General features: G+C 55.0%; 25 protein-coding genes, 1 other RNA gene and 1 pseudogene. 18 read left to right on the forward strand and 9 right to left on the reverse strand.

The window, feature by feature from the left end; all coding sequences use genetic code 11:
- The first annotated feature begins 1 nt into the window (after position 1).
- The 4 genes from ACI2I2_RS10835 to amtB all read left to right on the forward strand — a co-directional run bounded on the left by ACI2I2_RS10835 (position 2) and on the right by amtB (position 5,456).
- Entirely contained in the window at positions 2-1,774 is a 1,773-nt protein-coding gene (locus tag ACI2I2_RS10835) for a SmdA family multidrug ABC transporter permease/ATP-binding protein (protein ID WP_404657922.1), read from the forward strand.
- On the forward strand, positions 1,767-3,545 hold the full coding sequence (locus ACI2I2_RS10840; protein WP_404657924.1) for a SmdB family multidrug efflux ABC transporter permease/ATP-binding protein: 1,779 nt from the start codon (positions 1,767-1,769) through the stop codon (positions 3,543-3,545). Before ACI2I2_RS10835 ends, ACI2I2_RS10840 begins: the two co-directional genes overlap by 8 nt.
- Before the next feature lie 255 nt (positions 3,546-3,800).
- On the forward strand, positions 3,801-4,139 hold the full coding sequence (glnK, locus tag ACI2I2_RS10845) for a P-II family nitrogen regulator (RefSeq protein ID WP_097161518.1): 339 nt from the start codon (positions 3,801-3,803) through the stop codon (positions 4,137-4,139).
- 33 nt (positions 4,140-4,172) lie between these two features.
- Positions 4,173-5,456, forward strand: a complete 1,284-nt coding sequence (amtB, locus tag ACI2I2_RS10850; protein ID WP_330983136.1) for an ammonium transporter AmtB — start codon at positions 4,173-4,175, stop codon at positions 5,454-5,456.
- A 162-nt stretch (positions 5,457-5,618) separates the two neighbouring features.
- Here the strand turns inward: amtB and tesB are convergent, their stop codons facing one another.
- Entirely contained in the window at positions 5,619-6,479 is an 861-nt protein-coding gene (gene tesB / locus ACI2I2_RS10855) for an acyl-CoA thioesterase II (protein ID WP_330983137.1), read from the reverse strand.
- 219 nt (positions 6,480-6,698) lie between these two features.
- Between tesB and ACI2I2_RS10860 the strand changes: the two genes are divergently transcribed.
- A complete protein-coding gene (locus tag ACI2I2_RS10860) occupies positions 6,699-7,268 on the forward strand; it encodes a YbaY family lipoprotein (protein ID WP_404657925.1) in 570 nt (189 codons plus the stop codon).
- A gap of 35 nt (positions 7,269-7,303) precedes the next feature.
- Here ACI2I2_RS10860 and ACI2I2_RS10865 read toward each other — a convergent pair whose 3' ends face one another.
- Together ACI2I2_RS10865 and ACI2I2_RS10870 are read right to left on the reverse strand one after the other, a co-directional pair.
- Complete coding sequence (locus ACI2I2_RS10865; RefSeq protein WP_404657926.1) at positions 7,304-7,615, reverse strand: MGMT family protein; 312 nt, start codon at positions 7,613-7,615, stop codon at positions 7,304-7,306.
- Between the two features lie 60 nt (positions 7,616-7,675).
- Positions 7,676-8,083 carry a dTDP-glucose pyrophosphorylase gene (locus tag ACI2I2_RS10870; RefSeq protein ID WP_404657927.1) on the reverse strand — a complete coding sequence of 136 codons (408 nt, stop codon included), beginning with the start codon at positions 8,081-8,083 and terminating at the stop codon, positions 7,676-7,678.
- A gap of 219 nt (positions 8,084-8,302) precedes the next feature.
- On the opposite strand from ACI2I2_RS10870, the gene ffs reads away from it, so the two are divergent.
- An RNA gene (ffs, locus tag ACI2I2_RS10875) (signal recognition particle sRNA small type) lies at positions 8,303-8,399 on the forward strand.
- Between the two features lie 119 nt (positions 8,400-8,518).
- Positions 8,519-8,992: an SRPBCC family protein gene (locus ACI2I2_RS10880; protein ID WP_404657948.1), complete on the forward strand. Its 474-nt coding sequence runs from the start codon at positions 8,519-8,521 to the stop codon at positions 8,990-8,992.
- 15 nt (positions 8,993-9,007) lie between these two features.
- On the opposite strand, the gene ACI2I2_RS10885 is transcribed toward ACI2I2_RS10880, so the two are convergent.
- On the reverse strand, positions 9,008-9,274 hold the full coding sequence (locus tag ACI2I2_RS10885; protein WP_404657928.1) for a hypothetical protein: 267 nt from the start codon (positions 9,272-9,274) through the stop codon (positions 9,008-9,010).
- A gap of 284 nt (positions 9,275-9,558) precedes the next feature.
- On the opposite strand from ACI2I2_RS10885, the gene ACI2I2_RS10890 reads away from it, so the two are divergent.
- Both ACI2I2_RS10890 and ACI2I2_RS10895 read left to right on the forward strand, forming a co-directional pair.
- Positions 9,559-9,807: a hypothetical protein gene (locus ACI2I2_RS10890; RefSeq protein WP_330983141.1), complete on the forward strand. Its 249-nt coding sequence runs from the start codon at positions 9,559-9,561 to the stop codon at positions 9,805-9,807.
- A pseudogene (locus ACI2I2_RS10895) lies at positions 9,804-10,018 on the forward strand (hypothetical protein). The gene ACI2I2_RS10890 and the pseudogene ACI2I2_RS10895 overlap by 4 nt, the downstream one beginning before the upstream one ends.
- Positions 10,019-10,159: 141 nt before the next feature.
- Here the strand turns inward: ACI2I2_RS10895 and ACI2I2_RS10900 are convergent.
- Positions 10,160-11,587, reverse strand: a complete 1,428-nt coding sequence (locus ACI2I2_RS10900) for a PLP-dependent aminotransferase family protein (RefSeq protein WP_404657929.1) — start codon at positions 11,585-11,587, stop codon at positions 10,160-10,162.
- An 87-nt stretch (positions 11,588-11,674) separates the two neighbouring features.
- Between ACI2I2_RS10900 and ACI2I2_RS10905 the strand changes: the two genes are divergently transcribed.
- From ACI2I2_RS10905 to ACI2I2_RS10920, 4 genes are all read left to right on the forward strand, one after another.
- Entirely contained in the window at positions 11,675-12,289 is a 615-nt protein-coding gene (locus ACI2I2_RS10905; RefSeq protein ID WP_404657930.1) for a YitT family protein, read from the forward strand.
- Positions 12,290-12,364: 75 nt separating this feature from the next.
- The gene (locus tag ACI2I2_RS10910; protein WP_404657949.1) at positions 12,365-13,438 is read left to right on the forward strand and encodes a LacI family DNA-binding transcriptional regulator; all 1,074 of its coding nucleotides are present in this window, start codon (positions 12,365-12,367) and stop codon (positions 13,436-13,438) included.
- A 107-nt stretch (positions 13,439-13,545) separates the two neighbouring features.
- Positions 13,546-16,629, forward strand: a complete 3,084-nt coding sequence (locus ACI2I2_RS10915) for a beta-galactosidase (RefSeq protein WP_404657931.1) — start codon at positions 13,546-13,548, stop codon at positions 16,627-16,629.
- A 62-nt stretch (positions 16,630-16,691) separates the two neighbouring features.
- Positions 16,692-17,045, forward strand: coding sequence for a DUF1428 family protein (locus tag ACI2I2_RS10920; protein ID WP_330983147.1), 354 nt, complete (start codon positions 16,692-16,694; stop codon positions 17,043-17,045).
- Positions 17,046-17,085: 40 nt separating this feature from the next.
- Here the strand turns inward: ACI2I2_RS10920 and ACI2I2_RS10925 are convergent, their stop codons facing one another.
- Positions 17,086-18,645 (reverse strand): EAL domain-containing protein, encoded by a 1,560-nt coding sequence (locus tag ACI2I2_RS10925; RefSeq protein ID WP_404657932.1) that lies wholly within the window; start codon positions 18,643-18,645, stop codon positions 17,086-17,088.
- 100 nt (positions 18,646-18,745) lie between these two features.
- Here ACI2I2_RS10925 and ACI2I2_RS10930 point away from each other — a divergent pair, with 100 nt between their 5' ends.
- Entirely contained in the window at positions 18,746-19,462 is a 717-nt protein-coding gene (locus tag ACI2I2_RS10930; protein WP_404657933.1) for a GntR family transcriptional regulator, read from the forward strand.
- Here the strand turns inward: ACI2I2_RS10930 and ACI2I2_RS10935 are convergent, their stop codons facing one another.
- A complete protein-coding gene (locus tag ACI2I2_RS10935) occupies positions 19,463-20,662 on the reverse strand; it encodes an enolase C-terminal domain-like protein (RefSeq protein WP_404657934.1) in 1,200 nt (399 codons plus the stop codon).
- 278 nt (positions 20,663-20,940) lie between these two features.
- Between ACI2I2_RS10935 and ACI2I2_RS10940 the strand changes: the two genes are divergently transcribed.
- From ACI2I2_RS10940 to ykgO, 3 genes are all read left to right on the forward strand, one after another.
- Positions 20,941-22,308, forward strand: a complete 1,368-nt coding sequence (locus tag ACI2I2_RS10940) for a PTS transporter subunit EIIC (RefSeq protein ID WP_404657935.1) — start codon at positions 20,941-20,943, stop codon at positions 22,306-22,308.
- A gap of 191 nt (positions 22,309-22,499) precedes the next feature.
- The gene (locus ACI2I2_RS10945) at positions 22,500-22,760 is read left to right on the forward strand and encodes a type B 50S ribosomal protein L31 (RefSeq protein ID WP_330983150.1); all 261 of its coding nucleotides are present in this window, start codon (positions 22,500-22,502) and stop codon (positions 22,758-22,760) included.
- Positions 22,761-22,762: 2 nt separating this feature from the next.
- Entirely contained in the window at positions 22,763-22,903 is a 141-nt protein-coding gene (gene ykgO / locus ACI2I2_RS10950; protein ID WP_049847774.1) for a type B 50S ribosomal protein L36, read from the forward strand.
- On the opposite strand, the gene ACI2I2_RS10955 is transcribed toward ykgO, so the two are convergent.
- Entirely contained in the window at positions 22,900-23,610 is a 711-nt protein-coding gene (locus ACI2I2_RS10955; RefSeq protein ID WP_404657936.1) for a GNAT family N-acetyltransferase, read from the reverse strand. The two genes, ykgO and ACI2I2_RS10955, sit on opposite strands and share 4 nt — an antisense overlap.
- Before the next feature lie 100 nt (positions 23,611-23,710).
- Here ACI2I2_RS10955 and ACI2I2_RS10960 point away from each other — a divergent pair, with 100 nt between their 5' ends.
- A complete protein-coding gene (locus tag ACI2I2_RS10960) occupies positions 23,711-25,171 on the forward strand; it encodes a PLP-dependent aminotransferase family protein (protein WP_404657937.1) in 1,461 nt (486 codons plus the stop codon).
- Here the strand turns inward: ACI2I2_RS10960 and ACI2I2_RS10965 are convergent.
- Positions 25,140-25,610 carry a YlaC family protein gene (locus ACI2I2_RS10965; RefSeq protein ID WP_404657938.1) on the reverse strand — a complete coding sequence of 157 codons (471 nt, stop codon included), beginning with the start codon at positions 25,608-25,610 and terminating at the stop codon, positions 25,140-25,142. The two genes, ACI2I2_RS10960 and ACI2I2_RS10965, sit on opposite strands and share 32 nt — an antisense overlap.
- Positions 25,611-25,661: the final 51 nt, after the last annotated feature.

The following is a 25,661-nucleotide window of genomic DNA, read 5'->3' on the forward strand; positions in this document are numbered from 1 at the left end:
CGTGCGATTATTTGCTCAACTCAGCTGGTACTTCCGCCGGGAATGGCGTCGCTATCTCGGTGCGGTCCTGCTGCTTATCATTATTGCTATCCTGCAACTGATCCCGCCGCGTGTGGTGGGCTATGTAGTGGATGGCGTGACACAACAACATTACACCGCCATGCGAGTGATGATGTGGGTGGCGACACTGGCGCTGATTGCGGTGGTGGTTTATCTGCTGCGCTACGTCTGGCGCGTGCTGCTGTTTGGCGCGTCCTATCAGCTCGCGGTTGAACTGCGTGAGGACTATTACCGTCAGCTCAGTCGTCAGCATCCGGAGTTTTATTTGCGTCACCGCACCGGGGATTTAATCGCCCGTGCCACCAACGACGTTGACCGCGTGGTCTTTGCCGCCGGGGAAGGCGTGCTGACGCTGGTGGATTCGCTGGTGATGGGTCTCGCGGTATTGATCGTGATGTCCACGCAAATCAGCTGGGAGCTGACGCTGCTGGCGCTATTGCCGATGCCGATCATGGCGATTGCCATCAAGCGCAACGGCGACACGCTGCACGAACGTTTCAAACTGGCGCAGGCCGCGTTTTCGGGTCTGAACGACCGAACTCAGGAGAGCCTGACCAGCATCCGCATGATCAAAGCGTTTGGCCTGGAAGACCGACAATCAGCACAGTTTGCGGCAGAAGCGGCCGATACCGGGGCGAAAAATATGCGCGTGGCGCGCGTAGATGCGCGCTTTGACCCGACTATTTACATCGCCATCGGCATGGCAAACCTGCTGGCTATTGCGGGCGGCAGCTGGATGGTGGTGCATGGCAGTCTGACGTTGGGCCAGCTCACCAGCTTTATGATGTATCTGGGCCTGATGATTTGGCCGATGCTGGCGCTGGCGTGGATGTTCAATATCGTTGAACGCGGCAGCGCGGCGTACAGCCGAATCCGCGACATGCTGGCAGAAGCGCCAGTAGTCACGGACGGAACAGAAACGCTGAAACCAGAGCGCGGCACGCTGGTGGTTGATATTCATGAATTCCAGTATCCGCAAACCGATAAAACCACGCTGAGTAACGTTAATTTCCGCTTGTCGCCGGGCCAGATGCTGGGTATCTGTGGCCCCACTGGTGCGGGTAAAACGACGATACTTTCCCTGATACAGCGTCACTTCGACGTGAAACACGGCGATATCCGCTTCCAGGATCTGCCCTTGACCGCGCTGCAACTCGACAGTTGGCGTAGCCGCCTCGCAGTGGTCAATCAGACGCCGTTCCTTTTCTCGGACACCGTGGGCAGCAATATTGCGCTGGGCAAACCTGGGGCGACGCAGGAAGAAATTGAGCATGTGGCGCGGCTTGCCAGCGTGCATGAAGACATTCTTCGCCTGCCGCAAGGCTACGACACCGAAGTTGGCGAACGCGGCGTGATGCTTTCTGGTGGGCAGAAACAACGTATTTCTATCGCTCGCGCGTTGCTGCTGGATGCGGAGATCCTGATCCTCGACGACGCACTCTCGGCGGTCGATGGGCGCACAGAACATCAGATCCTGCACAACCTGCGTCAGTGGGGCGAGGGGCGCACCGTTATTATCAGCGCTCACCGTCTGTCAGCGCTGACCGAAGCGAGCGAAATCATCGTCATGCAACATGGGCATATCGCCCAACGCGGCGAGCATGAACACCTGGCGATCCAGTCAGGCTGGTATCGCGACATGTACCGTTATCAACAACTTGAAGCGGCACTCAACGATGCACCGGACGAGCAAGAGGAGGCCGCCAATGCGTAGTTTTGGACAGCTGTGGCCCACCCTGAAACGCCTGCTGGCGTATGGCTCGCCGTGGCGTAAACCGCTCGGCATCGGCATGGTGATTATGTGGATTGCTGCGGCTGCCGAAGTCACCGGGCCGCTGCTGATAAGCTACTTCATCGATAACATGGTGGCGAAAAGCTATCTGCCGTTAGGCATTGTCGCGGGGCTTGCTGCTGCCTATGTGGGTTTACAGTTGCTGGCGGCTTCGCTGCACTATGTTCAATCGCTGCTGTTTAACCGGGCGGCGGTGGGCGTGGTTCAGCAACTGCGTACCGATGTGATGGATGCCGCGCTGCGCCAGCCATTGAGCGAGTTTGATGTGCAGCCTGTCGGGCAGTTGATCTCGCGCGTGACCAACGACACCGAAGTTATCCGCGATCTCTACGTCACGGTCGTTTCCACGGTATTACGCAGTGCCGCCCTTATCAGTGCGATGCTGGTGGCGATGTTCAGCCTCGACTGGCGTATGGCGCTGGTGGCGATTGCTATCTTCCCGGCGGTGATTGTCGTGATGGTTATCTATCAGCGTTACAGCACGCCGATTGTGCGCCGCGTCCGTGCCTATCTGGCGGACATCAACGACGGCTTTAACGAAGTCATTAACGGCATGAGTGTTATCCAGCAATTCCGTCAGCAGGCGCGTTTTGGTGAGCGCATGGGGGAGGCGAGTCGTTCGCATTATGTTGCCCGCATGCAGACGCTGCGTCTGGACGGTTTCCTGCTGCGTCCGCTGCTGAGCCTGTTTTCTTCGCTGATCCTCTGTGGCTTGCTGATGCTGTTCGGGCTGACAACCAAAGGCACCATTGAAGTGGGCGTGCTTTATGCGTTTATCAGCTATCTCGGTCGCCTGAACGAACCGTTGATTGAACTCACGACTCAGCAATCGATGCTGCAACAGGCTGTGGTGGCGGGCGAACGCGTGTTCGAGCTGATGGACAAGCCGCGCCAGAATTATGGTGAAGATCAGCAGCCACTGCGTAGCGGTTCAATTGACGTTGATAACGTTTCTTTCGCTTATCGCGGCGATCGGCTGGTGTTGCAGGACATCAACCTGAATGTGCCTTCACGTAATTTTGTGGCGCTGGTTGGGCACACTGGCAGCGGCAAAAGTACGCTGGCCAGTTTGTTGATGGGCTACTACCCGCTCAGCAAAGGGGAAATCCGTCTTGATGGCCGTCCGCTTTCTTCGCTCAGCCATACTGTGCTTCGTCAGGGTGTAGCGATGGTCCAGCAGGACCCAGTGGTGCTGGCTGACTCTTTCTTTGCCAACGTTACGCTGGGGCGAGACATCAGCGAAGAACAGGTGTGGCAAGCACTGGAAACGGTACAGTTGGCAGAACTGGCTCGCGGCTTAGATGACGGCATTTATACCCGTCTCGGCGAGCAGGGCAATAATCTCTCCGTGGGGCAGAAACAGCTGTTGGCGCTGGCTCGTGTGCTGGTGGATACGCCACAAATTCTGATCCTCGACGAAGCCACAGCCAACATCGATTCCGGCACGGAACAAGCCATTCAGCAGGCACTGGCCGCGGTGCGTGAACGTACAACGCTGGTGGTCATTGCGCACCGTCTGTCGACCATAGTGGAAGCCGATACCATCATGGTGCTGCATCGCGGGCAGGCGGTTGAACGGGGGACTCACCAGCAATTGCTTGAAGCCAAAGGCCGTTACTGGCAGATGTACCAGTTGCAGTTAGCCGGGGAAGAGCTGGCGGCCAGCATCGAAGAAGAGTCGCTTATCGCCTGATGCACCAATATCAGGCAATCTGATAACACCAGCGCAAGCTGGTGCAAAAGTGAAACGCACCATGCACTACGCTGGTGCGTTTTTGTTTCTGGCCTAGTATCCGCTGTTCTTGCCCGCCTGCTTTCCGACTCATTCCCCCGCATAAAACGCCTCCGCACTTCATGTAGCGGCCAGATTTTTATTTCTGGCACGCCGCTTGCTTTACCTCATACGTGTTAGCCGCAGCCATTACCGAATTCTGACTGGAGGGGATCTATGAAGCTGGTTACCGTGGTAATCAAACCATTCAAACTCGAAGACGTGCGTGAAGCGCTGTCTTCCATTGGTATTCAGGGGCTGACCGTTACCGAAGTGAAAGGTTTCGGTCGTCAGAAGGGCCATGCCGAGCTGTACCGCGGTGCCGAATATAGCGTCAACTTCCTGCCTAAGGTGAAAATCGATGTTGCTATCGCCGATGACCAGCTTGAAGAGGTTATCGATGTGATCAGCAAAGCGGCCTACACCGGCAAAATTGGCGACGGCAAAATCTTCGTCGCCGAGCTGCAACGCGTTATTCGTATTCGTACCGGCGAAGCCGACGAAGCGGCACTGTAATTCTCAGACCACACAGTGATAGGGATCGAGAAAATGAATAAAGTACTGAAATTTGCCCCTGGTGTACTGGCTCTGCTGCCGGGTCTGGCGATGGCGGCTCCCGCTGTTGCTGACAAAGCGGATAACGCTTTTATGATGATCAGCACCGCGCTGGTGTTGTTTATGAGTATCCCTGGGATTGCGCTGTTTTACGGCGGCCTGATCCGCGGTAAAAACGTGCTCTCCATGCTGACGCAGGTCACGGTGTCTTTCGCACTGGTTTGCGTGCTGTGGGTGGTTTACGGCTACACCCTGGCGTTTGGTACTGGCGGGAATTTCTTCGGCAGCTTTGACTGGGTGATGCTGAAAGGCATTGAGCTGAAAGCGCTGATGGGCACCTTCTATCAGTACATCCACGTGGCGTTCCAGGGTTCGTTTGCCTGTATCACCGTTGGCCTGATTGTCGGTTCCCTGGCAGAACGTATTCGCTTCTCTGCGGTGCTGATTTTCGTGGCCGTGTGGATGACCTTCTCCTATGTGCCAATCGCGCATATGGTCTGGGGCGGCGGCTTGCTTGCTACACACGGCGCGCTGGATTTTGCGGGCGGTACCGTCGTGCATATCAACGCCGCTGTGGCAGGTTTAGTGGGCGCTTACCTGATTGGCAAACGCGCGGGCTTTGGTAAAGAAGCTTTCAAACCACATAACCTGCCAATGGTCTTCACCGGGACTGCGATCCTGTATGTTGGCTGGTTTGGTTTCAACGCAGGTTCTGCAAGCTCAGCCAACGAAATTGCGGCACTGGCGTTCGTGAATACCGTCGTGGCAACCGCCGCAGCGATTCTGGCCTGGGTCTTCGGTGAGTGGGCTGTTCGCGGTAAACCTTCTCTGCTGGGCGCCTGTTCAGGTGCTATCGCTGGTCTGGTTGCGGTCACTCCGGCTTGTGGCTACATCGGGGTTGGCGGTTCGCTGATTGTTGGCATCGCGGCAGGTCTGGCAGGTCTGTGGGGTGTCACCGCGCTGAAACGCTGGTTACGTGTCGATGACCCTTGCGATGTGTTCGGTGTTCACGGCGTGTGTGGGATTGTGGGCTGTATCCTGACCGGTATCTTCGCCGCGACTTCACTGGGCGGCGTGGGCTATGCCGAAGGTGTCACCATGGGCCATCAGGTACTGGTGCAGCTGGAAAGTGTCGCCATCACTATCGTCTGGTCTGCAGTTGTGGCCTTCATCGGCTACAAACTGGCTGACCTGACCGTGGGCCTGCGTGTACCAGAAGAGCAGGAGCGCGAAGGTCTGGACGTCAACAGCCACGGCGAGAATGCTTATAACGCCTGATTAAACAGTTATCACCCTCTCCCTAAGGGAACCAAAAACTCCCCTCGCCCTGTGGGAGAGGGGTTGGGGGAGAGGGCATCAGACAGCTCTATCCTCACGTTATCTCCATAAAGCGCAAAAGCCTCCGATTCGGAGGCTTTTTGCTTCACGGCTCACGCAATATCAATTGCGATTGCGCATCACCCCTTCCTGCACCGTCGAAGCGACTAACACACCATCCTGGGTGTAAAACTCGCCGCGCACAAACCCGCGAGCGCTGGAGGCGGAAGTGCTTTCCACGCTGTACAGCAACCACTCATTCATATTGAACGGGCGATGGAACCACATGGAATGGTCGATAGTGGCGACCTGCATGCCTTTTTCGAGGAAGCCCACGCCGTGCGGCTGAAGGGCGACTGGCAGGAAATTGAAATCAGAGGCATAACCCAGCAGGTACTGATGGACGCGGAAGTCGTCTGCGACGGTACCGTTCGCACGGATCCAGACCTGGCGAGTGGGTTCTGCCACATGGCCTTTTAAAGGGTTATGAAACTCGACCGGGCGAATCTCCAGCGGTTTATCGCACAGAAACTTCTCTTTGGCCTGCGGTGGCAGCAGATGTGCCAGCTTGCGTGCAATGTCTGTTTCCGAAGGCAGGGCATCTGGCGCTGGCGCAGGAGGCATCTGCTTTTGATGCTCATAACCGCTTTCCGGTGCCTGGAAAGAGGCGGTCATATAGAAAATCGGTTTGCCATGCTGAATGGCGGCCACGCGGCGTGCGCTGAAGCTGTTGCCATCACGCAGCACTTCTACGTCATAAACAATCGGTTTTTGGCTGTCGCCCGGGCGTAAAAAGTAGCTGTGGAAGGAGTGGACGAGTCGGTCGGCAGGCACGGTTTCTTTCGCCGCATACAGCGCCTGACCAACGACCTGACCCCCAAATACCTGACGTAATCCCAGATCCTCACTCTGGCCGCGGAATAATCCCTCTTCGATTTTTTCCAGATTTAACAGGGCTAGCAGATTAGAGAGAGCCTGACTCATAAATGTCCTCAACAGGTAAAAAAGCCACGACTGAGCGCGGGAATAGCCACAGTATAACGCAGTTTGCGAAGTGGTCCGATGGGTGCAATAGTCTGAATAACGAGGCGAATACAGGCAAATATCTGAGATCTGTGCCACACTTAGTGCGTCACAAATGTTTTAACCACTCACTCTGGCAGGATATCGTCCTGCGAGTGCATGGATGAAAAGGAGAACATAATGAAACTCGTGCACGTGTTAAGTGGTTTAGCGGTTGCGGTTGCGCTGTCGGCCTGCGCTCATAAAAGTGCAGACATTCCGACACCTGCGCCTAGCCCGAACCCCTCTGCGGCTACACAGCCTGTCATCCAGCAGCCTAATGTTTCTGGTACTGCGTGGATACGCCAGAAAGTGGCGCTGCCACCTGATGCCGTTCTGACGGTCACGCTGTCTGATGCTTCACTTGCCGATGCGCCATCGAAAGTGTTGTCACAGAAAGTGACCCGTACGGAAGGGAAACAGGCACCGTTCAGCTTCGTTCTGCCTTATAACCCGGCCGATATTCAGCCGAATGCTCGCATCCTGTTGAGTGCGGCCATCACCGTGAACGATAAGCTGGTGTTTATCACTGACACCGTTCAGCAGGTGATCAATAACGGTGGAACAAAAGCCGATCTGACGCTGGTGCCTGTTCAGTCGACCGCTGTGCCGGTGAATGAAACCGGTGGTGCGGCGACAACCGTTCCGTCGACTTCACCGACTCAGGTGAATCCGTCTTCGGCCGTTCCTGCTCCAACGCAGATGCCGTAATGACGTGAGTTCCTCCCTCCATCGCGGGGGAGGACTCAGTATTTCCAGCGGTACTTCAACAAATCAACTCTTCCACTTCCCGACACCTGAACGCCCTCAGACAACAGCGCCTGGCGCTGACGTTGTAAATCCGGCCCGGTGAGGGAAATAGAGCCCTGACTGTTGATCACCCTATACCACGGCAGCGTCGAGCCTTCCGGCAGCCTTCGAAGCACGCCACCCACTTGCCGCGCTGCGCGGGGCGAACCTGCCAGCCGTGCCACTTCACCGTACGTCGTTACAGACCCTTCCGGAATAGCAGCCACAATTTGCCAAACCCGCTGCGGGAATGAATCTTTAGGTTCCATCACTGCGTCCGAATTGCCAAAAAACACAGGATAAGTGACGCTCCTGACCTTGTGAAGCGCTCACTCAGGTTGCTGAACGGTAAATTCAAGCGCCAGGCCAATCACTTGCGTGGTTGTCGGGGCAAATTTATCCGGGCTGACGACCTGATTTTCCAGAAACTTGAGCTTTCGTGAGGCGGTATTGATGATGAGTTTTCCCCGCAACTCCGGCAGTTCCTGAGTGCAAATCGGATAGATAACCCGCCCAGAGACCGCGACGGGGATCTGGCGCAAAGGTACGTGATTCACCACCCCCAACGAGGAGAAAAGCACGGCCACAGGCGTGACAAACAACAACGGGCTGGGGCTGATGGTGATGAAATCCAACACCAATTCCGGGCGTAAATAGTTTAGCCCGTGATGGGGGATGGTGGCTTCGTCGATAGCGGGCATCGGCAGCGTGAGTGTCTGAGGCGGTGTCTTGATCATTGTCATACCCTAAACGATTCGAAGGATAAACAGAGTCTGCACGCTGTAGCCGGATTTGCTGAGAGCAACTTCGCACATCCTGGCTTTCAGGTGCTGTACAGAAAGAATGGCGCAAAGATGGGCAATAAACCAGCATCCGGTCGGCGGCGGGTTGCAATTGCCGGGCTGCACAGGGATAATGCGCCAGCGCGTTAGGAATAACGCTCTCAATGGGGGCTCTGTTGGTTCTCCCGCAACGCTACTCTGTTCACCAGGTCAGGTCCGGAAGGAAGCAGCCAGGGCAGACGACGTGTGTGCCGGGATGTAGCTGGCAGGGCCCCCACCCAATTCTGCTCCCCCAAAAATATCCCTCTTCACCTTTCCGGGATGGCAATTCAGTCAAGCCTTCACTATGGTTATTTTGTGCCATTTGCCACTGACGCGGAAACCACAATGATCCAGCTTGACCCTGAAACCGATCTGAAGCTTGAACGTATTATTGATGTCCCTCGCAAGTTGGTTTGGGAGTGCTGGACGACGCCTGAGCATATCAAACACTTTTTTGTTCCTGAGCCTCACCGCGTCACGGCCTGTGACATCGACCTGCGAGTGGGTGGCCGCTTCAACACCACTTTTGAAGTGAACGGCAGCGAGATGAAGAATAATGGCGTGTTTCTCGAAGTGACAGACGGCGAAAAACTGGTGTTCACTGACAGCTACACTGAAGGCTGGAAACCCAGCGAGAACCCTTTTATGACGGCCATTTTGCTGCTGGAAGAGGCCGGGGAAGGGAAGACGCGTTACACCGCCATTGCTCGTCATCGCACACCTGAAGCACGTACACAGCATGAACAAATGGGCTTCTACGAAGGGTGGGGAATTGTGGTCGATCAGCTTACCCGTTACGCCAAATCGCTCTCGTCGACGTAACGGGCAATGCGGGGGTTACTGTTTTTTGGCTCTGCCAGGCCAGATATCCACGCAGTTGCCGGCTATCAGGCTTAAATTAATCTGCTCTGTCTGACCGCGTTCTTCTTCGGTCCAGGACTCCAGCGGTTGACGTCCACCCCAAACGGTAATGGCGTCTGGCGTATCACGCCACGGATTGACTTCGGCCAACTCAATGGTTTTGCCGTTTTCCAGCTGAAGCACCACGCTTTCCCCTTCAACTTCATGCAGGGCACCCTTGCTGTCAGTGACGAAAATTTTCATGTTTATCCTCTTTTAAACCGTTCACTACAGTGTAGCGCGAACCCCTGGTGCAAAGATAAATGTTAAATTAACGGTTAAAAGTTAAGCCGTGCTAATCTCATTACGTAGTGCTAATAAATAAGTTGTCATGCCATTGAAGTATTACTGTCATATAAATGTCATTTTATAGGCAGACAATAAAGATGGGTAATTATTAAGTTAACGATTGTGAAAAATTTATTTCTGGATCGTTCTGTCATGTTCATGTATTAATTATCTGAATTTATTGCACGGGAAACGTGAACATGAGTACTGCAGTACTGAATGTAAAAATTGATGGCGATCTGAAAGAGCAATTACGGCATTACGCGGAAGTCCATAACGAGACCCTGAGCGCGGCAACACAAAAGCTGTTACAGCTTGCGTTCGACAAGGAGGTTGCAGCGGGAGTATCCGAAGATGAGGTCGACAGCCAGCATACCGAAGAAGAATCATCACCTCTTACTCCTAAAGAAATCAAAGCACTACGCAAACTTTTGAAGAAGAGAAAATGAAACAACAACTTTCAACGGCCAGCACTTATGGCGAAGCCTGTGAACGCTGCGTTCCGGCTATGTTAAGCACGTGCGTTTGAACTGGAATGTGGGCAGCGATGAGTTTTTCCGCATCGCTTCTGACTGGTGTGATACCGGTGCAAAAATTAAAAAAGATGGCGACAGTTTTATTATTTCCTTGAAAGGTTTCCCAATCCCACGCCAGCATTAATAAAACTGCCAACATCTTGTCATGTTGCGGACATCTGAATCCAGGATGATGTTTTGCAATAAGAAAGACATGATCATCTCATATCATCATGGACGATATTTTTAGACGAGCCATCGTTAATGCTGGCTCGTCGTTATTTTATTATATTATTTTCCGTGTACGTAAATTATTCTGCTGACCGTTCAGAGAATTCCAGAGGGGTTGCAGCGCCTTAAAAGCAACCCGCAGCGTTTCGTCGTCATGGGTGAAGGGCAGGCGAAGCCAGCGATCGAACGCCCCCGCCAGCCCAAAACGGGTACCCGTTCCCAGATGAATACCGATGCCTTCGGCGCGAGCGGCAAACAGCGTTGCGAGCATATCCGGCAGTTCCACCCAAAATGACAGGCCACCTTCCGGCTGCTCGTAACGCCATTGTGGAAAATACTCCGCCATTAATGCACTGCACATATCCCGACGAGTCGCCAGCATCTGGCGGCGCTGAGACAGCAAATCCGCACTGTTTTCCAGCAGCCAGCAGGTGGCGAGCTGCTCCAGGATCGGCGAACCCAAATCGAGTGTGTCACGCGCCTGAATCAGCGATGCAATTGTGCGAGTGGATGCTCTGATCCAGCCAAGCCGTAATCCGCCCCAAAAGCTTTTTCCTGCCGAACCCAGCGTGATGATTTGCGCCTGGGAATTAAACGCCGCCAGCGGGGGCGGCGGCGGGGCGTTGAACCACAAATCGACCATCGTTTCATCCACCACCAGCGCAGTACGCGTTTTCGCAGCCAGGTCAGCAATCGCCTGCCGCGTAGCGCTGTCCATGCACCGTCCTGTGGGGTTATGAAAATCGGGCATCAGGTAAGCCAGTCTTGGCGCGGTTTGCGCTATGGTGGCCGCTAACCCTCCCACGTCCCAACCCTGATGGGGAAGTGCGACGCTGACAGGACGGCAAGATGCGCCCTGAATGGCCGCAATGGCCAATGGGTAAGTCGGGTTTTCCACGACCACCCGATCGCCCGGCCCGGTCAGTAAACGCAGGATCAGTGCCAGCCCGCTGACGGCACCATTGACCACCATGATTTCATCCGCTCGGGTAGGCAGCCCACGTTGGCAATAGCGCTTTGCGATAGCTTCCCGCAGCGCTGGTAATCCTTGCTGATCGTAACCTGTGCTGGCGAGATGTTCGGGTAGCGCGGCCATTGCGTGGCTGTAGGCCTGGTGGATTTCAGGCCCGGCGCTCAAAGCCGCAGTGGAAAGATCCAATGACTGAGCGGCGCTCATTCGGGTCGGCACCTGAGGATGGTGAGCGGGCAGCATGACCTGCGATCCACTGCCGTGGCGGCTGACGATAAATCCTTCTTCACGTAAGTGGGCAAGAGCGCTGGCAATCGTCGTTCGACTGACCTGCAGCGCGCTTGCCAGTTCACGCTCGCCGGGCAGACGGCTGTCCAGCGCCAGACGACCGTCCAGAATCAAAAGACGCAGCGCTTCAGCCAGCTGTCGCCAGAGCGGCATACGAGAAGGGCTTTCCTGCCAGTGGCCCAATAAGCTCACCAGCGACTGACTTCCGGAACGACGTTGAGGCATAGCAGTCCACTTTTATAAAACTGGTCATTAATAATAAGTCCATTTTTAACGATGATGCGGTTTTCAGCAATCCATCGTGAGGTTTTTATGCTGCGCCGTTTAGTTCAGCTGTATGTCGGGCTTTGTCTGTATGGGATTTCCACCGCGATGTTTGTCCGTGCGGATCTCGGGGCCGATCCGTGGGATGTGTTTCACCTTGGCGTCGGGAAAGTTTTTTCGTTGGATATTGGCACGGTGATGATCCTCACCGGCGCGCTGGTGTTACTGCTGTGGATCCCGATTCGCCAACGCCCAGGGCTGGGCACCATCAGCAATGTGATTGTGTTGGGTCTGGCGGCCAATGCCACGATGGCTGTTTTGCACACGCCGGATTCTCTGTGGTTAAAGACTGCGTTGATGGTGGCAGCTGTTGTGCTAAATGCGCTGGCAACAGGCATGTACATTGGCGCAGGTTTTGGCCCGGGGCCGCGCGATGGGTTGATGACTGGCCTGCACGCCCGCACGGGATGGTCGCTTCGCGGCATCCGCACCACCATTGAGTTGACCGTGCTGGTGATTGGCTATCTGCTCGGCGGCAGCGTGGGGGTCGGCACGCTGGTTTATGCCCTGGCGATTGGCCCCCTGATTCAGCTCTGTTTGCCCTGGTTTCGCACTTTACCGAAAGCGACACCTGTCAGCGCAAAGGTGAAAGCAGTTAGCTAAATTTGCGAAGCGCTCACAGTCAGGGAAAGGCTTTTCAGGTACACTGAGAGCTTCTCTGACTGGAAGCTGCATTTGATGAAACCCACAACGCTCTACGATGTCGCTCGCCTCGCGGGGGTGTCCTACCAGACTGTCTCCCGCGTCATTAACCAGGCGGAGCACGTTTCTGCTCGCACGCGAGAGAAAGTTCAGTACGCCATGGCTGAACTGAATTATGTGCCCAACCGGGGCGCGCAACTGCTGGCTGGAAAACATAAACCCACTCTGGGGTTAATCACCGCCGATCTGGCCTTGCACGCGCCATCGCAAATTGCCTCTGCGGTAAAAACTCGGGCCAGCGAGAAAGGGTATGCGGTGTTGATTTCGATGGTTGCCAGCCATCCGCCGAGTGATTGCACCCTGGCGGTGCAGGAGTTGTTAGCTCAGCGTGTCGATGGGCTGGTGATCAACGTGCCGCTGGAAAATGCAGCCGCAAAACAACTTCGCGAACTGGCTGCGCCGTTACCGGTGCTCTTCCTGGATGTCGGTGAACAGGCACAGGTCAATAGTTTGGTGTTTGATGCCGCTCAAGGCGCGGCGCTGGGCGTTGAACATCTGCTGGCAGAAGGGCATCGCAACATTGCGTTATTGGCGGGGCCAAAAACCTCTGTTTCAGCGCGTGCGAGGCTGGAGGGTTGGCTGCACACGCTTCGAAATGCAGGCTTAGAGGCCGCTGCAATTGCAGAGGGCGACTGGAGCGCACAATCAGGCTTCGAAAAGGCTCACAGTTTGCTTGCTGGCACACCTCGCCCAGAGGCCATTCTGGTGGGCAACGATCAGATGGCGCTTGGCGTACTCCGCGCCTGTGCTGAGAAGGGGATTTCAGTCCCGCATCAATTATCGGTTATCGGCTATGACGACACGACAGACAGCGCCTGGTTTACGCCGCCGTTAACCACTGTTCGGCAGGCTTTTCGTGAGGCCGGTGAGAAGGCTGTCGATTGGCTGATTGATCCACATCGTGAGGAAACCTCAGCCAGTCAAACCCGTTTGCCCGTCTCGCTGATCGTGCGTGGATCAACCTCTCCAATGAGTCAGACGGCATCGCAGGATCTGGCTGAACGTTTTCAGGCGCTGGCAGAAATGGCCAACAAGCTTGGGTTGCGCTAAACGCTTTGTGATCCTCCTCGCTTCCTGCTGATCTGATCCTTTACGGGCACAGGATAACGATGCACTCTCAGTTAAAATTGTGAGCGCTTCGCAAAAGAGGTTTACTGATGCAATCTGCTACCCAAACTCTGGCTTCGTTACTGGCTCGTCGTGACTGGGAAAACCCTGGCATGACCCAGTGGCACCGTTTACCTGCCCATACTCCACTGTTCAGCTGGCGTCATGAAGAAGAGGCCCAGCGTGATGAAGCTGCCACTTCACGCTTGCTGCTAAACGGTGAGTGGCGGTTTAGTTTTTTTACTCGCCCGGAAGCGGTGCCTGAGAACTGGCTCGAAAAGGATTTACCGGATGCAGTCGCCATGCCCGTGCCCTCAAACTGGCAGATGCAAGGGTTCGATATCCCGATTTATACCAACGTGACCTATCCCATTCCCGTCACGCCGCCGCAGGTGCCAGAAGAAAACCCGACAGGCTGTTATTCCCGAGAATTTGAGGTGCCGGAAGCCTGGCTGGCGGAAGGGCAGACGCGCATTATCCTTGATGGCGTAAACTCCGCTTTTTATTTATGGTGCAACGGCCAGTGGGTCGGCTATTCCCAGGACAGCCGTTTGCCCGCGGAATTTGACCTCAGCCATGTGCTGGTGGCCGGGCGAAACCGTCTGGCCGTGCTGGTGCTGCGCTGGTGTGATGGCAGCTATCTTGAAGATCAGGATATGTGGCGGATGAGCGGCATTTTTCGCGATGTCACTCTGCTGCACAAACCGGTGACGCGCATTGCCGACTATCACCTCTCAACCCGGCTTAACGAAGATTTCACCCACGGCGTGGTGGAACTTCAGGTCACGCTGGAAGGTGAGGCATATGCCGATTCCGTTGTGGAAGCTGTGCTTTGGCGCGATGGCGTTGAGGTTGGAAGCGCGAGCCAACACCCCGGCAGCGATATCGTGGATGAGCGTGGAAATTGGACTGAACGCCTTCAACTGAACATTCCCGTAGCGCAGCCTGCATTGTGGAGCGCTGAACTTCCCGAGCTGTATCGGCTGACGCTGACGTTAAAAAATGCGCAGGGCGATGCTCTGGAAACAGAAGCTTGTGACGTCGGGTTTCGCAAGGTGGAAATTGCTGATGGCTTGCTGAAGCTCAACGGTAAACCCTTGCTTATCCGTGGTGTGAACCGGCATGAACATCATCCGCTCACCGGGCAAGCCGTGGATGAGGCCACGATGGTTCAGGACATTCTGCTGATGAAGCAGAACAACTTTAATGCTGTGCGCTGCTCGCATTATCCTAATCATCCGCAGTGGTATCGCCTGTGCGATCGCTACGGCCTGTATGTGGTGGATGAAGCTAATATCGAAACCCACGGCATGGTGCCGATGAGCCGTCTGGCAGACGATCCGCACTGGCTCCCGGCGATGAGCGAACGCGTGACGCGAATGGTTGCCCGCGATCGCAATCATCCGTCGATAATTATCTGGTCGTTGGGGAATGAATCCGGCCATGGCGCGAACCACGATGCGCTCTATCGTTGGATCAAAACCACCGATCCAACCCGTCCGGTGCAGTATGAGGGCGGCGGCGCAAATACCGCCGCAACCGATATTGTTTGCCCGATGTATGCTCGCGTCGATCAGGATCAGCCTTTCCCGGCGGTGCCAAAATGGTCGCTAAAAAAGTGGATCGGCTTGCCCAGTGAACATCGCCCACTGATCCTTTGCGAATACGCCCATGCCATGGGCAATAGCTTTGGAGGCTTCGCCAAATACTGGCAGGCTTTCCGCGAGTTTCCTCGTTTGCAGGGCGGTTTTGTCTGGGACTGGGTCGATCAGGCTTTGTGCAAAACCGACGCCGAGGGCAAGACGTTTTGGGCTTACGGCGGCGATTTCGGCGATACGCCAAACGATCGCCAGTTCTGCATGAACGGGCTGGTGTTCCCGGATCGCAGCCCGCATCCTGCGCTTTACGAGGCCAAACGCGCGCAGCAGTTCTTCCAGTTCCGTTTGCTGTCCGCTTCGCTGCTTCAGATTGAAGTGACCAGTGAGTATCTTTTCCGTCGTACCGATAACGAAAAATTACGCTGGTGGCTGGCGTGTGAGGGCAAAATTCTGGCAGAAGGCGAGAGGGCGCTTGATGTCGAAGCGGAAGGTCAGCAACGGTTTGACCTGCCAGAGTTTACGATGCCAGAAAACGGGGGAGAGATATGGCTCAACGTCGAAGTGTGGCAGCAGGAAGCCACCGCCTGGTCTGATGCCAACCATCTTTGTGCCTGGGATCAGTGGCTGTTGCCCTCGCCACTTGCCCTGCCAAAACTTCTCGCACACGGCACGGCTCCACGTTTGAATGAAACGGAAGCGGCTTTTAGCATCACGCACGGCAATCAGCGCTGGCAATTCAGCCGCCAAAGTGGCGATCTCTGCCAATGGTGGCGCAACGAGCAGCCCGCTTTGCTTTCACCACTGACCGATAATTTCACCCGTGCGCCGCTGGATAACGACATTGGCGTAAGCGAGGCCACGCGTATCGATCCGAATGCCTGGGTTGAACGTTGGAAGGCGGCAGGCATGTACGCGATGACACCGCGTTTGCTGCTGTGTGAAGCTCAGGAACAAGGCAATGACGTGGTGGTGGTGACTCGCCACGCCTGGCAGCACGGTGACAAGACGCTGTTCATTTCTGATAAACGCTGGCGTATCGACGGCCAGGGAGAACTGCACGCAGAAATAGACGTGACCGTGGCAAGTGACATTCCCGAACCTGCACGTATCGGCCTGAGCTGCCAGCTAGCGGCATCGGCCAATGAGGTGACGTGGCAGGGGCTTGGCCCTCATGAGAATTACCCCGACCGTAAACTGGCTGCACGGCAGGGTCGCTGGACGTTACCGCTGGAAGCGCTGCACACGCCGTACATTTTCCCCAGTGAGAACGGGCTGCGCTGTGATACGCGCGAACTGCAATATGCCGATCATTGCCTGCACGGGCTGTTTCATTTTGGCCTGAGTCGCTACAGCCAAAAACAGCTTCATGAAACCATGCATCAGCACCTGCTACGGGAAGAAGCGGGCTGTTGGCTAAATCTTGATGCGTTTCATATGGGCGTGGGCGGGGATGATTCCTGGAGTCCGAGTGTGTCGCCGGAGTTCCTTTTGCCCACGCGCCGTCTGCGTTATGCGTTCAGCTGGCGTCGCGACTAAACTTATCTACGCCGGACGCGGCCAGACCCGCTGGCCGCGCCGTTCACTTCGGAGGTAATCTCATGAAGTATGTTGATGGTTTTGTCGTTGCCGTGCCGGCGGACAAAAAGGAGGAGTATCTGGCGCTGGCGGCAAAGGCGGCACCGCTGTTTAAAGAGTTTGGTGCTACTCGCGTGGTGGAGTGCTGGACGGACGATGTCCCCGCGGGAAACCTGACTGATTTTCGCATGGCGGTCAAAGCTGAAGACAGTGAAGAGGTGGTGTTCAGCTGGATTGAGTATCCGTCGAAAGAGGTTCGGGATGCTGCCAACGCGAAGATGATGGCCGATCCACGGATGAAAGAGATGGGTGAGAGCATGCCGTTTGACGGTAAACGCATGATCTATGGCGGCTTCGCGCCGATTCTCGACGAGTAATCCTTCCCGGCTGTGCGGCGTGCCGCCAGCCGTTTTCGTTTCAGGCCTGCTTCAGATTGGCTTCCGCCCACGCAATAAACGCCTCTTTCGGCAGCGCTTTGCTGTAAAGCCATCCCTGACCAAACTGCACGTCATGTGCTTCCAGCCAGTCCGCCTGAGACTGTGTTTCCACGCCTTCGGCAATCATCGACAGATTCAACGTTTTGGCTATCTCGATAACGTGCGGTGTCAGGCTGGTAAAGGCCTGCGGGTCGACAAAGGCTTTGTCGATTTTGAGCGTATCGACCTGTAAGTCTTTCAAAAAACTCAGGCTGGAGTAGCCAGTACCAAAGTCATCAATATAAATGGCATGCCCGGCTTCACGGAATTGACTCAGGCGAGCCGACGAACGTTGAGGATCAATAAAACTGCGCTCAGTCAGCTCAAGTGCAATCTGGGAAGGTGAGATACCGTATTCCAGCAGTTTATGGAACAACAGCGCTGAAAGTGACGGCGAGTTGAGATCGCTTGGGTCCAGATTCACTGAGATATGAAGCTGCGGGTGGGGTTTCAGCCAGGCTCCCAAGTCTTCAAAGATCTTCTCAACCACCAGTTTGGTGAGGTCTGTAATCAACCCGGCTTGTTCAGCGATAGGAATGAAAATGTCGGGTGACAAAAAAGTGCCATCCGGCTGCGGCCAGCGGGCAAGCGCTTCAGCCCCGACAATTTTCTTTGTCTTCAGCGAGACCACCGGCTGGTAATAAACTTCGATAGTCCGGTTTTTAATCGCGTCCTGAATTCTGTGCCACGGTAGCTGTGTGCGCCGCACCATCCAGATAATCAGCCCCGCGCCCGCCAGGCTGATAAAAATGCCTAACGGCAGCCAGATAAGTAACTGGCGATGCCAGCTTTCGTCGAGAGGAAGGGTCGAGGCCCAGACCACCAGTGAAATGCCCAATTCCGGATAATCGCGCAGGTTGTACATCATGCCTTTGCGTTCAAACGTTCGCACTCCGTCGCGATGAGCATTCTCCCAGAGGTTCGGTGTTAAGTCGGCGTTTTGCGCGATGATATGCCCGCTACGGGTGGCAATCAGCGCGGCATTAATGTTCCATGATGAGAAGGGAAGCACATCGACAAAGGCCGTGGGATCAACCATCACCATATAATGCTCATTGGCGAGCGCAACCATGGCATGCTTGATACCCAGGTCGTTATCGCTGGTCAGCCAGACGCGATAGCCGTCGTGAGTGTAGCCAAAGTTTGAAGGAAACCAGATCTCAGCGCTGCGCTTTTCCATCGATGAACAGCGGGGCTGCAATCCGTCGAGCCACAGCACTTCCTGAACATCACGCCAGGTGTAAGCGATACGGCGCATTGCCATCAAATGTTCGTCACTGCAAGGCGTGCCCTGGAACTGGCTGATTACCTGAATGGCTTGTTTCGCCTGGTCAGCCACCTGCTGAGAACGCTGGATGACACGCTCGCCATAGTCATCGAGCGTGTGGGTAAAATCCTTTTGTGCCTGATAATGCGCCAGCCAGATGCTCAGGGTGACAGGCAGCAGCACGACCAGAAACAGCACGGTGATGACAAGCGCAATCAACCGGGTATTTGTCATAGCCTGCTTTCCTTTCAGCGCAAATTTCGTAAAGTTAACCCAGTATATGCGCTGCCAGCCTGTGCTGTCTTACGGAGATCAAGAATGAGAAAAACAACGTATGAAGAAGAACGAGTTCGTCACCCAGGATCTGCTCAGTAAAATTTATCAGCACAGCGAAGGCGGCCCGTGCAAGCTGCCTCCGGAGCGGCAACTGGCCGAGGAATATGGCGTGTCGCGTTTCACCGTGCGTCAGGCGCTGGAAAAACTGGCGAGTATTGGAGTGGTCAGAATTGTTCAGGGATCGGGAGCGTGGATTAACGAACAGGCGCGGAATAACCCGCTGGTTTACAACTCGATCACCGAGAAACGCTTTGATCAGATGCGCTACCGGATGATCAGTTTGCATAAAAAACGCCCGAATCGCGAGGAGCAACAGATATTCGGGCTAACGGATGATGACTTTATCTGGCAGTTTTGCCGTCTGCGTTATGTGGACGACAATCCTGTGCAAATTGAGGTGTCGCGCATGCCGTCGGCGGCATTCCCGGACCTTACGCAGCAGGTTATCGAACGATCGTTACAGCAATATGTCCTTGAAAAGGGTTACGCCATTTCGCACATGCTGACGACGTATCGGGCGGTAAACGTCAGCCGTGAACAAGCGGAACTGCTGGGCTGTAAGAAAGGCGGAGCCGCGATGCATATCAGCAATCGCGGCATTCTGGCGGGCGGGCAGGTGTATGAGATAAGCGATATCATCGACATCAACTACACCTGCACTTACGTTATCCCGCACAACCGCGACAATCTCGCGTTCCGCCAGCAGCCGGTGTGATTACGGAGTATGAATTGTGCCGTCAGGCAGGCGGCTTTGAGTCCATTCATGTGGGCGATACACCACCGGATGAGCCAGCGCCACTTCTTCGTTAAATCCTACGCCAATCCCCACGCCCTGCGGAGGATAGACATAGCCTTCTTTCACTTCCGGCGCGCCCGGGAACACCGCGTCAGTGGTGGCTGAGCGAGGAATAAACTCCTGAATCGCCGCATTGTGCAGATGAATATTCAGATGCGTGTTCACTGCCACGCCAATCGGCGTCATATCCCCCGGGCCATGCCACGCCAGGCGTACGCCAAATGCCTGGCACAAGACCGCAAGCTTCAGTGCAGGCGTTATTCCGCCAATCTGTGAAACGTGGCAGCGAATGAAATCAATCTGACGATTCACAATCAGATCGTGCCACTCCGCCGGATTATTGAAGAGCTCGCCCAGGGCCAGCGGAACGCAGCTTTGCTGGCGAATTTGTGCCAGCCACGGCGTTTGCTGCGGGGGTAAGATGTCTTCAATAAAGTACGGCTGATAAGGCTCCAACTGCTTCGCCAGCTGGACGGCTTGTTGTGGGAACAGCCGCTCGTGCACATCATGCAAAATATGAAAGCGATGGCCATAGCGTTCGCGCAGGGCGCGGAACATCTCGACGGTATTGCGCATGTACTGATCCTGATCGAACCAGGCGCCGGAAGACGGGTTTTCGGGCGCGTGCAATTCCGTTGGCGTGCCGCCATAAAAACCTAACTGGCAGCGAATATGGCGATAGCCTTTTTCCAAAAGCGCGTCGACGGAGGCGTACAGTTCTTCGAGGGTTTCGCCGCTGGCGTGAGTATACGCGGCGATGGCATCGCGAGCTTTCCCGCCAAACAGTTGATACAGCGGCATATTCGCCAGGCGAGCTTTAATATCCCACAGCGCCATATCCACGCCTGCCATTGCGTTATTCATCGCCGGGCCGTTACGCCAGTAGGCGTTGACGTTCATCATCTGCCAGAGATCTTCAATATTGTTGGCATCACGGCCCAGCAGCAGAGGGCTAAGATACTCATCGACCAGCGTTTTTACCGCCAGCGGGCGCTGCTGAAAGGTGGCGCAGCCGAGGCCAGTCACCCCTTTGTCGGTTGTCACGCGGACGGTCACCAGGTTGTGACGATCCGGGCGGGTGATGAAACAATCAATCGCGGTGATAAGTGTCGGTTCCACGCCAAAGGCTCCCTGTAGAAGACGAAAAGAGAATACGGTTGATGCACTATCTTCACTCTATTTTCAGGCACAGGTAAACCCTTTTACTGAATAAATTTTTTGGTCTGTAATTGTGAGGTATTTTAATTAAAAACCAGACCAATTGTTGTGGAGGCTCTCTTTCTACGTACCTTGCGTCCATAATTGTGAGGGGATTCAAATTTTATTGGTTTGTTTTATTGTTTGGGCTTTATTATCCTCCAGACAACCAAAACAAGAACATTTCAGCAGGAGTCACTATGGGGACGCGAGACGCCATCGCCAGCATCATTCAACTGGTGGGTGGGCAGGAAAATATCAATAAAGTCTGGCACTGCATGACCCGCTTACGCTTTGATTTAATTGATGATAGCAAAATAAAACACAGTGAAATCAAGCTGCTGCCCGGGGTGCTGGGCGCACAGCTGCAGAGCGACCAATTCCAGATAATTATCGGGCCGAAGGTCAACAGCTGGTATGAGCAATTGCAGGACGTGTTAGGCCAGCGTGATGACAGCACGGTGGAAAGCAGTAAAGGGCGCAAAAGCCTGGTGTCGTTATTTATGGACACCGTCTCCGGCGTATTTGGTCCGATAGTACCGGCCATTGCAGGCGCGGGGATGATTAAAGGCTTGCTCGCAGGATTAATTGCCCTGAAGGTCGTTTCGCCAAAAAGCGACACGGTAATGATCATCGATTTAATTGCCAGCGGCGTGTTTTATTTCCTGCCGTTCTTCCTGGCGGTGTCGGCGGCGAAAATCTTCAAAACCAACGAATATCTGGCTGCGGCGGTGGCGGCCTGTTTGATGTACCCCACTCTTATCGATGCCGCCAAAGCGCTGGCGGCTCATCAGGCAGATGCGGCTTCTGCGCTGTGGCTGATGAACGCCATTCCTGTCTCGGTGTTTAACTACGCGTCGAGCGTTATCCCGGTTATCTTCTCGGTGCTGGCGTTGAAATACATCCACAAGTGGGTCGACAGCATCATGCCGGACGTGCTGAAAACGGTCTTTACGCCGACCCTGACGCTGTTCATTGGCGCGCTGGCTGCTCTGGTAGTTATCGGGCCGATTGGCATCTGGCTTGGGAAAGCGCTGGCCTTCTTTATTGAAGGGCTGTTCGGTGTTTCCGCGAGTTTTGCGGGGCTGGTGGTGGGGGCCATTCGTCCGGTAGCAATCCTGACCGGCATGCACCACGCCATGACGCCCATTGCGCTGCAAAACTTCAGCGATCGCGGCTACGACATGCTGATGCCGATGATGTTTATGGCCAATATGGCGATTGCCGGGGCGACGTTTGCTATCTGGCGTTTGAGTAAAGACAGGCAGGAAAGAACCGTCACGCTTTCTGCTGCGGTTTCTGCGCTGCTGGGGATCACCGAACCTGCGCTGTTCGGCGTGCTGACTCGCTATAAAAAGGCGTTTATTGCCGCGACGGTGGCGAGCTCACTGGCTTCAGCATTCATCGCTTTCTTTGGTGTGCGACTGTATGGCTACATCTTGTCGAGCATTTTCAGCTTGCCTGCATATATTGGCCCATACTTTGTGTTTGCGCTGTCTGGCGTGGCTATCGCGCTGGTGCTGTCCTTCACACTGACGACAGTGCTGGTGGGGCGCGAACAGCGGTAATGCGCTATTGCCGGGTGGCGGCTGTGCCTTACCCGGCCTACGTTTCTCTCTTCTCTTGTAAGCCTGTGCAAGCGTAGCGCCGCCAGGCAGCTCCTTCCCTTAATAAATAACCCTGATTTATTCATGGTTGATCTTCTACAGACGTCGGCGTATTTTGTTGTTATGTTATACTATAACAATTGAGGTTGTTCATGAAAGCCGACATTCATCCGCACTACCGTACCGTGGTGTTTCACGACACCAGTGCTAACGAGTACTTCAAAGTGGGCTCGACCATCAGGACGGACAGAGAGATTGAGCTGGAAGGCGAAACCTATCCGTACATCACGCTGGAAGTGTCGTCCAAATCGCACCCGTTCTACACCGGGAAGCAGAAAACTTTCTCCAGCGAAGGCAGTACGGCGCGCTTCCGTCAGCGTTTTGCTGGTTTCCTTAATGCGAAACGAGGCTAAACATGCAGGTGCTTAACTCACTGAAGAGCGCGAAACAGCGCCATCCGGATTGCCAGATAGTCAAACGCAAAGGGCGGCTGTACGTCATTTGCAAAAGTAACCCCCGCTTTAAAGCTGTGCAGGGGCGTAAGAAAAGACGTTAACGTTTTGGCTGTCGCCAACTTTCCAGGGAACTTAACTGCTTGCCGTCGGGACCAAAATTCCCGGCGGCAAGCCATTTCTGCATCGCGTGGTCGACGTCGGGCCACTCGCTATCAATAATAGAGAACCAGTCGGTATCCCGGTTGTGACCTTTAATCACCAGCGCCTGGCGAAAACGCCCTTCATACTGAAACCCCATGCGTAACGCCGCGCGACGCGACGGCTCGTTCAGGCTGTTGCATTTCCATTCATAGCGACGATAGCCCAGCGTTTCAAACGCATAGCGCATCAGCAGCCACTGGGCTTCGGTCGACATCGGTGTGCGGCTCAGTAAAGGTGAAAAATGCACATGCCCCACTTCGATGACGCCATTTTTGCTGTCGATACGCATCAGAGCCAGGCTGCCCACTGGCTGCCCCGTGTTTTTGTCTATCACCGCAAAATGAATCGGGTCCTGCAGCGCAGCAACACTTGCCACCCACGCCTGATAGCTCTCAACGTCGGTATCCGGTTCACGCAGTAGCCAGGTCCAGCTACGCGTATCTTCTGCCAGTTGATAGGCTGCAAACAGCGCATGCGCATGGTGTTCAGCCAGCGGCTCCAGCCGGCACAAACGGCCTTCAAGGGTCACTCGTTGTGGATGTTGACGCGGTTGCCAGTCCGGAAGGGCATCGCCCACCGGCTGACCAAACTCATTATTCTGACTCATACTCACTCCTTTTATGAACGCACTCCCGCAGAATAGAGATAAGATGGTTCCCTAAAAAGAACCATTGATGGGCATTGTGGTGGTACCACGAGGAGAGGCGATGAATATTCCACAAGATGCTTTCTACACTCTGCTGGCAAAAGCTCTGCAGCAAAGAGGTAATGAAACGCTGGCTCGTGCTCTCTATCTCGGGTTGCGAGAAGCCATTTTGCAAGGGCATCTGCAGGCGGAAAGCCGTTTGCCTGGATCGCGGACCATCGCGCAGCAGTTGCTCCTTTCGCGCAACACTATTAATGCCGCGCTGGATCAACTGGCGACGGAAGGCTATCTGCTGCGCGACCGTCAGGGTTCGCGAGTCGCTGCACTGCCTAAATCTTCTGTGACCCAATCAACCGTGGTGCCAGATTTGCGCCTGCCGACCAGGCTGGCACAACTGCCACCGGGCACCCGGCGCGATTCTCCTGCCTTTATGTTCACGCCGGGCACTCCGGCGGTGAACTATTTTCCGCTGCCACTGTGGCGACGCCTGCTGGATCGCGTGTTGAGGGAAGAGGGCTGCACGTTACTGGGTTACGGCGAATCGGCTGGTGAATGGCCGCTGCGCACGGCGATTGCCCGCCATTTGGCGCTGTCTCGCGGCATTCATTGCGATGCAAGCCAGGTCATCATCACCGAGGGCGCGCTGGAAGGGCTGAACTTGTGTACTCAATTGCTCAGCGAAAGCGGGCAGTTAGCCTGGCATGAAGATCCCGGTTACTTTGGCGCACGCAGCGCTTTTGTTTCCTGCGGATTGCAGGTGCAAGGCATTAGCGTGGATGAAGAGGGTATGAACTTTAACGCGCAAACCGCGCAGGCTCCCCGGCTCATTTTTACTTCACCTTCGCATCAATTTCCTTTGGGTAGCGTGATGAGCGCGTCAAGGCGCCTGGCACTGTTGGCGTTCGCGCGCGCCCATGGCGCATGGATTATCGAAGATGATTACGACAGTGAGTTCCGCTACAGCGGCGAACCGATCCCCGCCATGTTGGGCATGCATCCTCAGGCGCCCGTTGTGTATTTGGGCACCTTCAGCAAGACGCTTTTCCCGTCATTACGAATGGGGTTTGTGGTGATGCCGGAAGCGCTGGCGAGAGCGGTACAGCCCACCATCCATTCACTGCTGCGCGGCGGGCACAGAACGGAGCAGCGAGCGCTGGCGCATTTCATTGAAGAAGGACACTACGCGCGCCATCTTGCTTCGATGAGAAGGCTTTACCGCAAGCGGCAGGGGCAGTTACGTGAAGCGATTGCGCTGGAGCTGAAGACGCCGCATACGGTTTCCGGCGGTGAAGGAGGTATGCACCTGACTGTGCAAATGGCAGGCATTGATGACGGTAACATTGCTGACCTTGCCCGGCACTATCAAATGGCACCCGCCGCGCTGAGCCGTTATTACCTCGACGCATCTCGTGGGAAAACGGGCTTTGTGTTGGGGTACGGCAATACGTCCGCATCCCAGTTTGTCTCTGGAATGCGGACGCTGAATAAGCTTATTGCGCAGTCTCGGCGCGGGCAAGGGTGAAGATATCGTAGAACGACAGCTCACCTTTGGTGGCCATCATCTTCTGTAATTGGCTTTTCTGCGGATCGGCAACGCGAGGGGAATGCAAAATGCGCTCGATAAGCTCATCTGGCACAAAGCGGGTGTTGTACCACTCGCCGTTATAACAGACGCGAAAATCCAGTACGTCGATATCTTCGTAGCGGTAACGCGGGGCGACGTCGAAAAAGAAAAAGCCGTTGAGGACGATAAACAACACCACCAGTAGCCACAGGGAATCCGCCAGCGTTTCTGAACGATGCATGACGATGTACGTCGCCAGAAAGCCGAGATACATCGCCACGAACAGCCCAGGGAAACGGCGAATAAAGCTGATGCTAAAGCGCGGGCGATTATCGCGTTTCTCAGTGCTGTTTAATTCTTCGATGGTATTGGTAAGCAGTCGCTGGATTTCGGCCATCTGCGCCCTCTGTTATGCCTGAATCGGGTGATGCCCTATTTTATGTTGCCG

It is taken from the genome of Scandinavium sp. NPDC088450, assembly GCF_044900545.1.
GTDB lineage: Bacteria > Pseudomonadota > Gammaproteobacteria > Enterobacterales > Enterobacteriaceae > Scandinavium.

What these genes read in the sequence shown, in the direction of transcription:
- ykgO (WP_049847774.1), top strand. Translation starts at nt 22,763, where the DNA reads ATGCAGGTGCTTAACTCACTGAAGAGCGCGAAACAGCGCCATCCGGAT.
- ACI2I2_RS10840 (WP_404657924.1), top strand. Translation starts at nt 1,767, where the DNA reads ATGCGTAGTTTTGGACAGCTGTGGCCCACCCTGAAACGCCTGCTGGCG.
- amtB (WP_330983136.1), top strand. Translation starts at nt 4,173, where the DNA reads ATGAATAAAGTACTGAAATTTGCCCCTGGTGTACTGGCTCTGCTGCCG.
- ACI2I2_RS10940 (WP_404657935.1), top strand. Translation starts at nt 20,941, where the DNA reads ATGGGGACGCGAGACGCCATCGCCAGCATCATTCAACTGGTGGGTGGG.
- ACI2I2_RS10885 (WP_404657928.1), bottom strand. Translation starts at nt 9,274, where the DNA reads ATGAAAATTTTCGTCACTGACAGCAAGGGTGCCCTGCATGAAGTTGAA.
- ACI2I2_RS10920 (WP_330983147.1), top strand. Translation starts at nt 16,692, where the DNA reads ATGAAGTATGTTGATGGTTTTGTCGTTGCCGTGCCGGCGGACAAAAAG.
- ACI2I2_RS10870 (WP_404657927.1), bottom strand. Translation starts at nt 8,083, where the DNA reads ATGATCAAGACACCGCCTCAGACACTCACGCTGCCGATGCCCGCTATC.
- ACI2I2_RS10945 (WP_330983150.1), top strand. Translation starts at nt 22,500, where the DNA reads ATGAAAGCCGACATTCATCCGCACTACCGTACCGTGGTGTTTCACGAC.
- ACI2I2_RS10960 (WP_404657937.1), top strand. Translation starts at nt 23,711, where the DNA reads ATGAATATTCCACAAGATGCTTTCTACACTCTGCTGGCAAAAGCTCTG.
- ACI2I2_RS10890 (WP_330983141.1), top strand. Translation starts at nt 9,559, where the DNA reads ATGAGTACTGCAGTACTGAATGTAAAAATTGATGGCGATCTGAAAGAG.
- ACI2I2_RS10900 (WP_404657929.1), bottom strand. Translation starts at nt 11,587, where the DNA reads ATGCCTCAACGTCGTTCCGGAAGTCAGTCGCTGGTGAGCTTATTGGGC.
- ACI2I2_RS10910 (WP_404657949.1), top strand. Translation starts at nt 12,365, where the DNA reads ATGAAACCCACAACGCTCTACGATGTCGCTCGCCTCGCGGGGGTGTCC.
- ACI2I2_RS10955 (WP_404657936.1), bottom strand. Translation starts at nt 23,610, where the DNA reads ATGAGTCAGAATAATGAGTTTGGTCAGCCGGTGGGCGATGCCCTTCCG.
- ACI2I2_RS10905 (WP_404657930.1), top strand. Translation starts at nt 11,675, where the DNA reads ATGCTGCGCCGTTTAGTTCAGCTGTATGTCGGGCTTTGTCTGTATGGG.
- ACI2I2_RS10915 (WP_404657931.1), top strand. Translation starts at nt 13,546, where the DNA reads ATGCAATCTGCTACCCAAACTCTGGCTTCGTTACTGGCTCGTCGTGAC.
- ACI2I2_RS10930 (WP_404657933.1), top strand. Translation starts at nt 18,746, where the DNA reads ATGAAGAAGAACGAGTTCGTCACCCAGGATCTGCTCAGTAAAATTTAT.
- ACI2I2_RS10965 (WP_404657938.1), bottom strand. Translation starts at nt 25,610, where the DNA reads ATGGCCGAAATCCAGCGACTGCTTACCAATACCATCGAAGAATTAAAC.
- ACI2I2_RS10860 (WP_404657925.1), top strand. Translation starts at nt 6,699, where the DNA reads ATGAAACTCGTGCACGTGTTAAGTGGTTTAGCGGTTGCGGTTGCGCTG.
- glnK (WP_097161518.1), top strand. Translation starts at nt 3,801, where the DNA reads ATGAAGCTGGTTACCGTGGTAATCAAACCATTCAAACTCGAAGACGTG.
- ACI2I2_RS10925 (WP_404657932.1), bottom strand. Translation starts at nt 18,645, where the DNA reads ATGACAAATACCCGGTTGATTGCGCTTGTCATCACCGTGCTGTTTCTG.
- tesB (WP_330983137.1), bottom strand. Translation starts at nt 6,479, where the DNA reads ATGAGTCAGGCTCTCTCTAATCTGCTAGCCCTGTTAAATCTGGAAAAA.
- ACI2I2_RS10865 (WP_404657926.1), bottom strand. Translation starts at nt 7,615, where the DNA reads ATGGAACCTAAAGATTCATTCCCGCAGCGGGTTTGGCAAATTGTGGCT.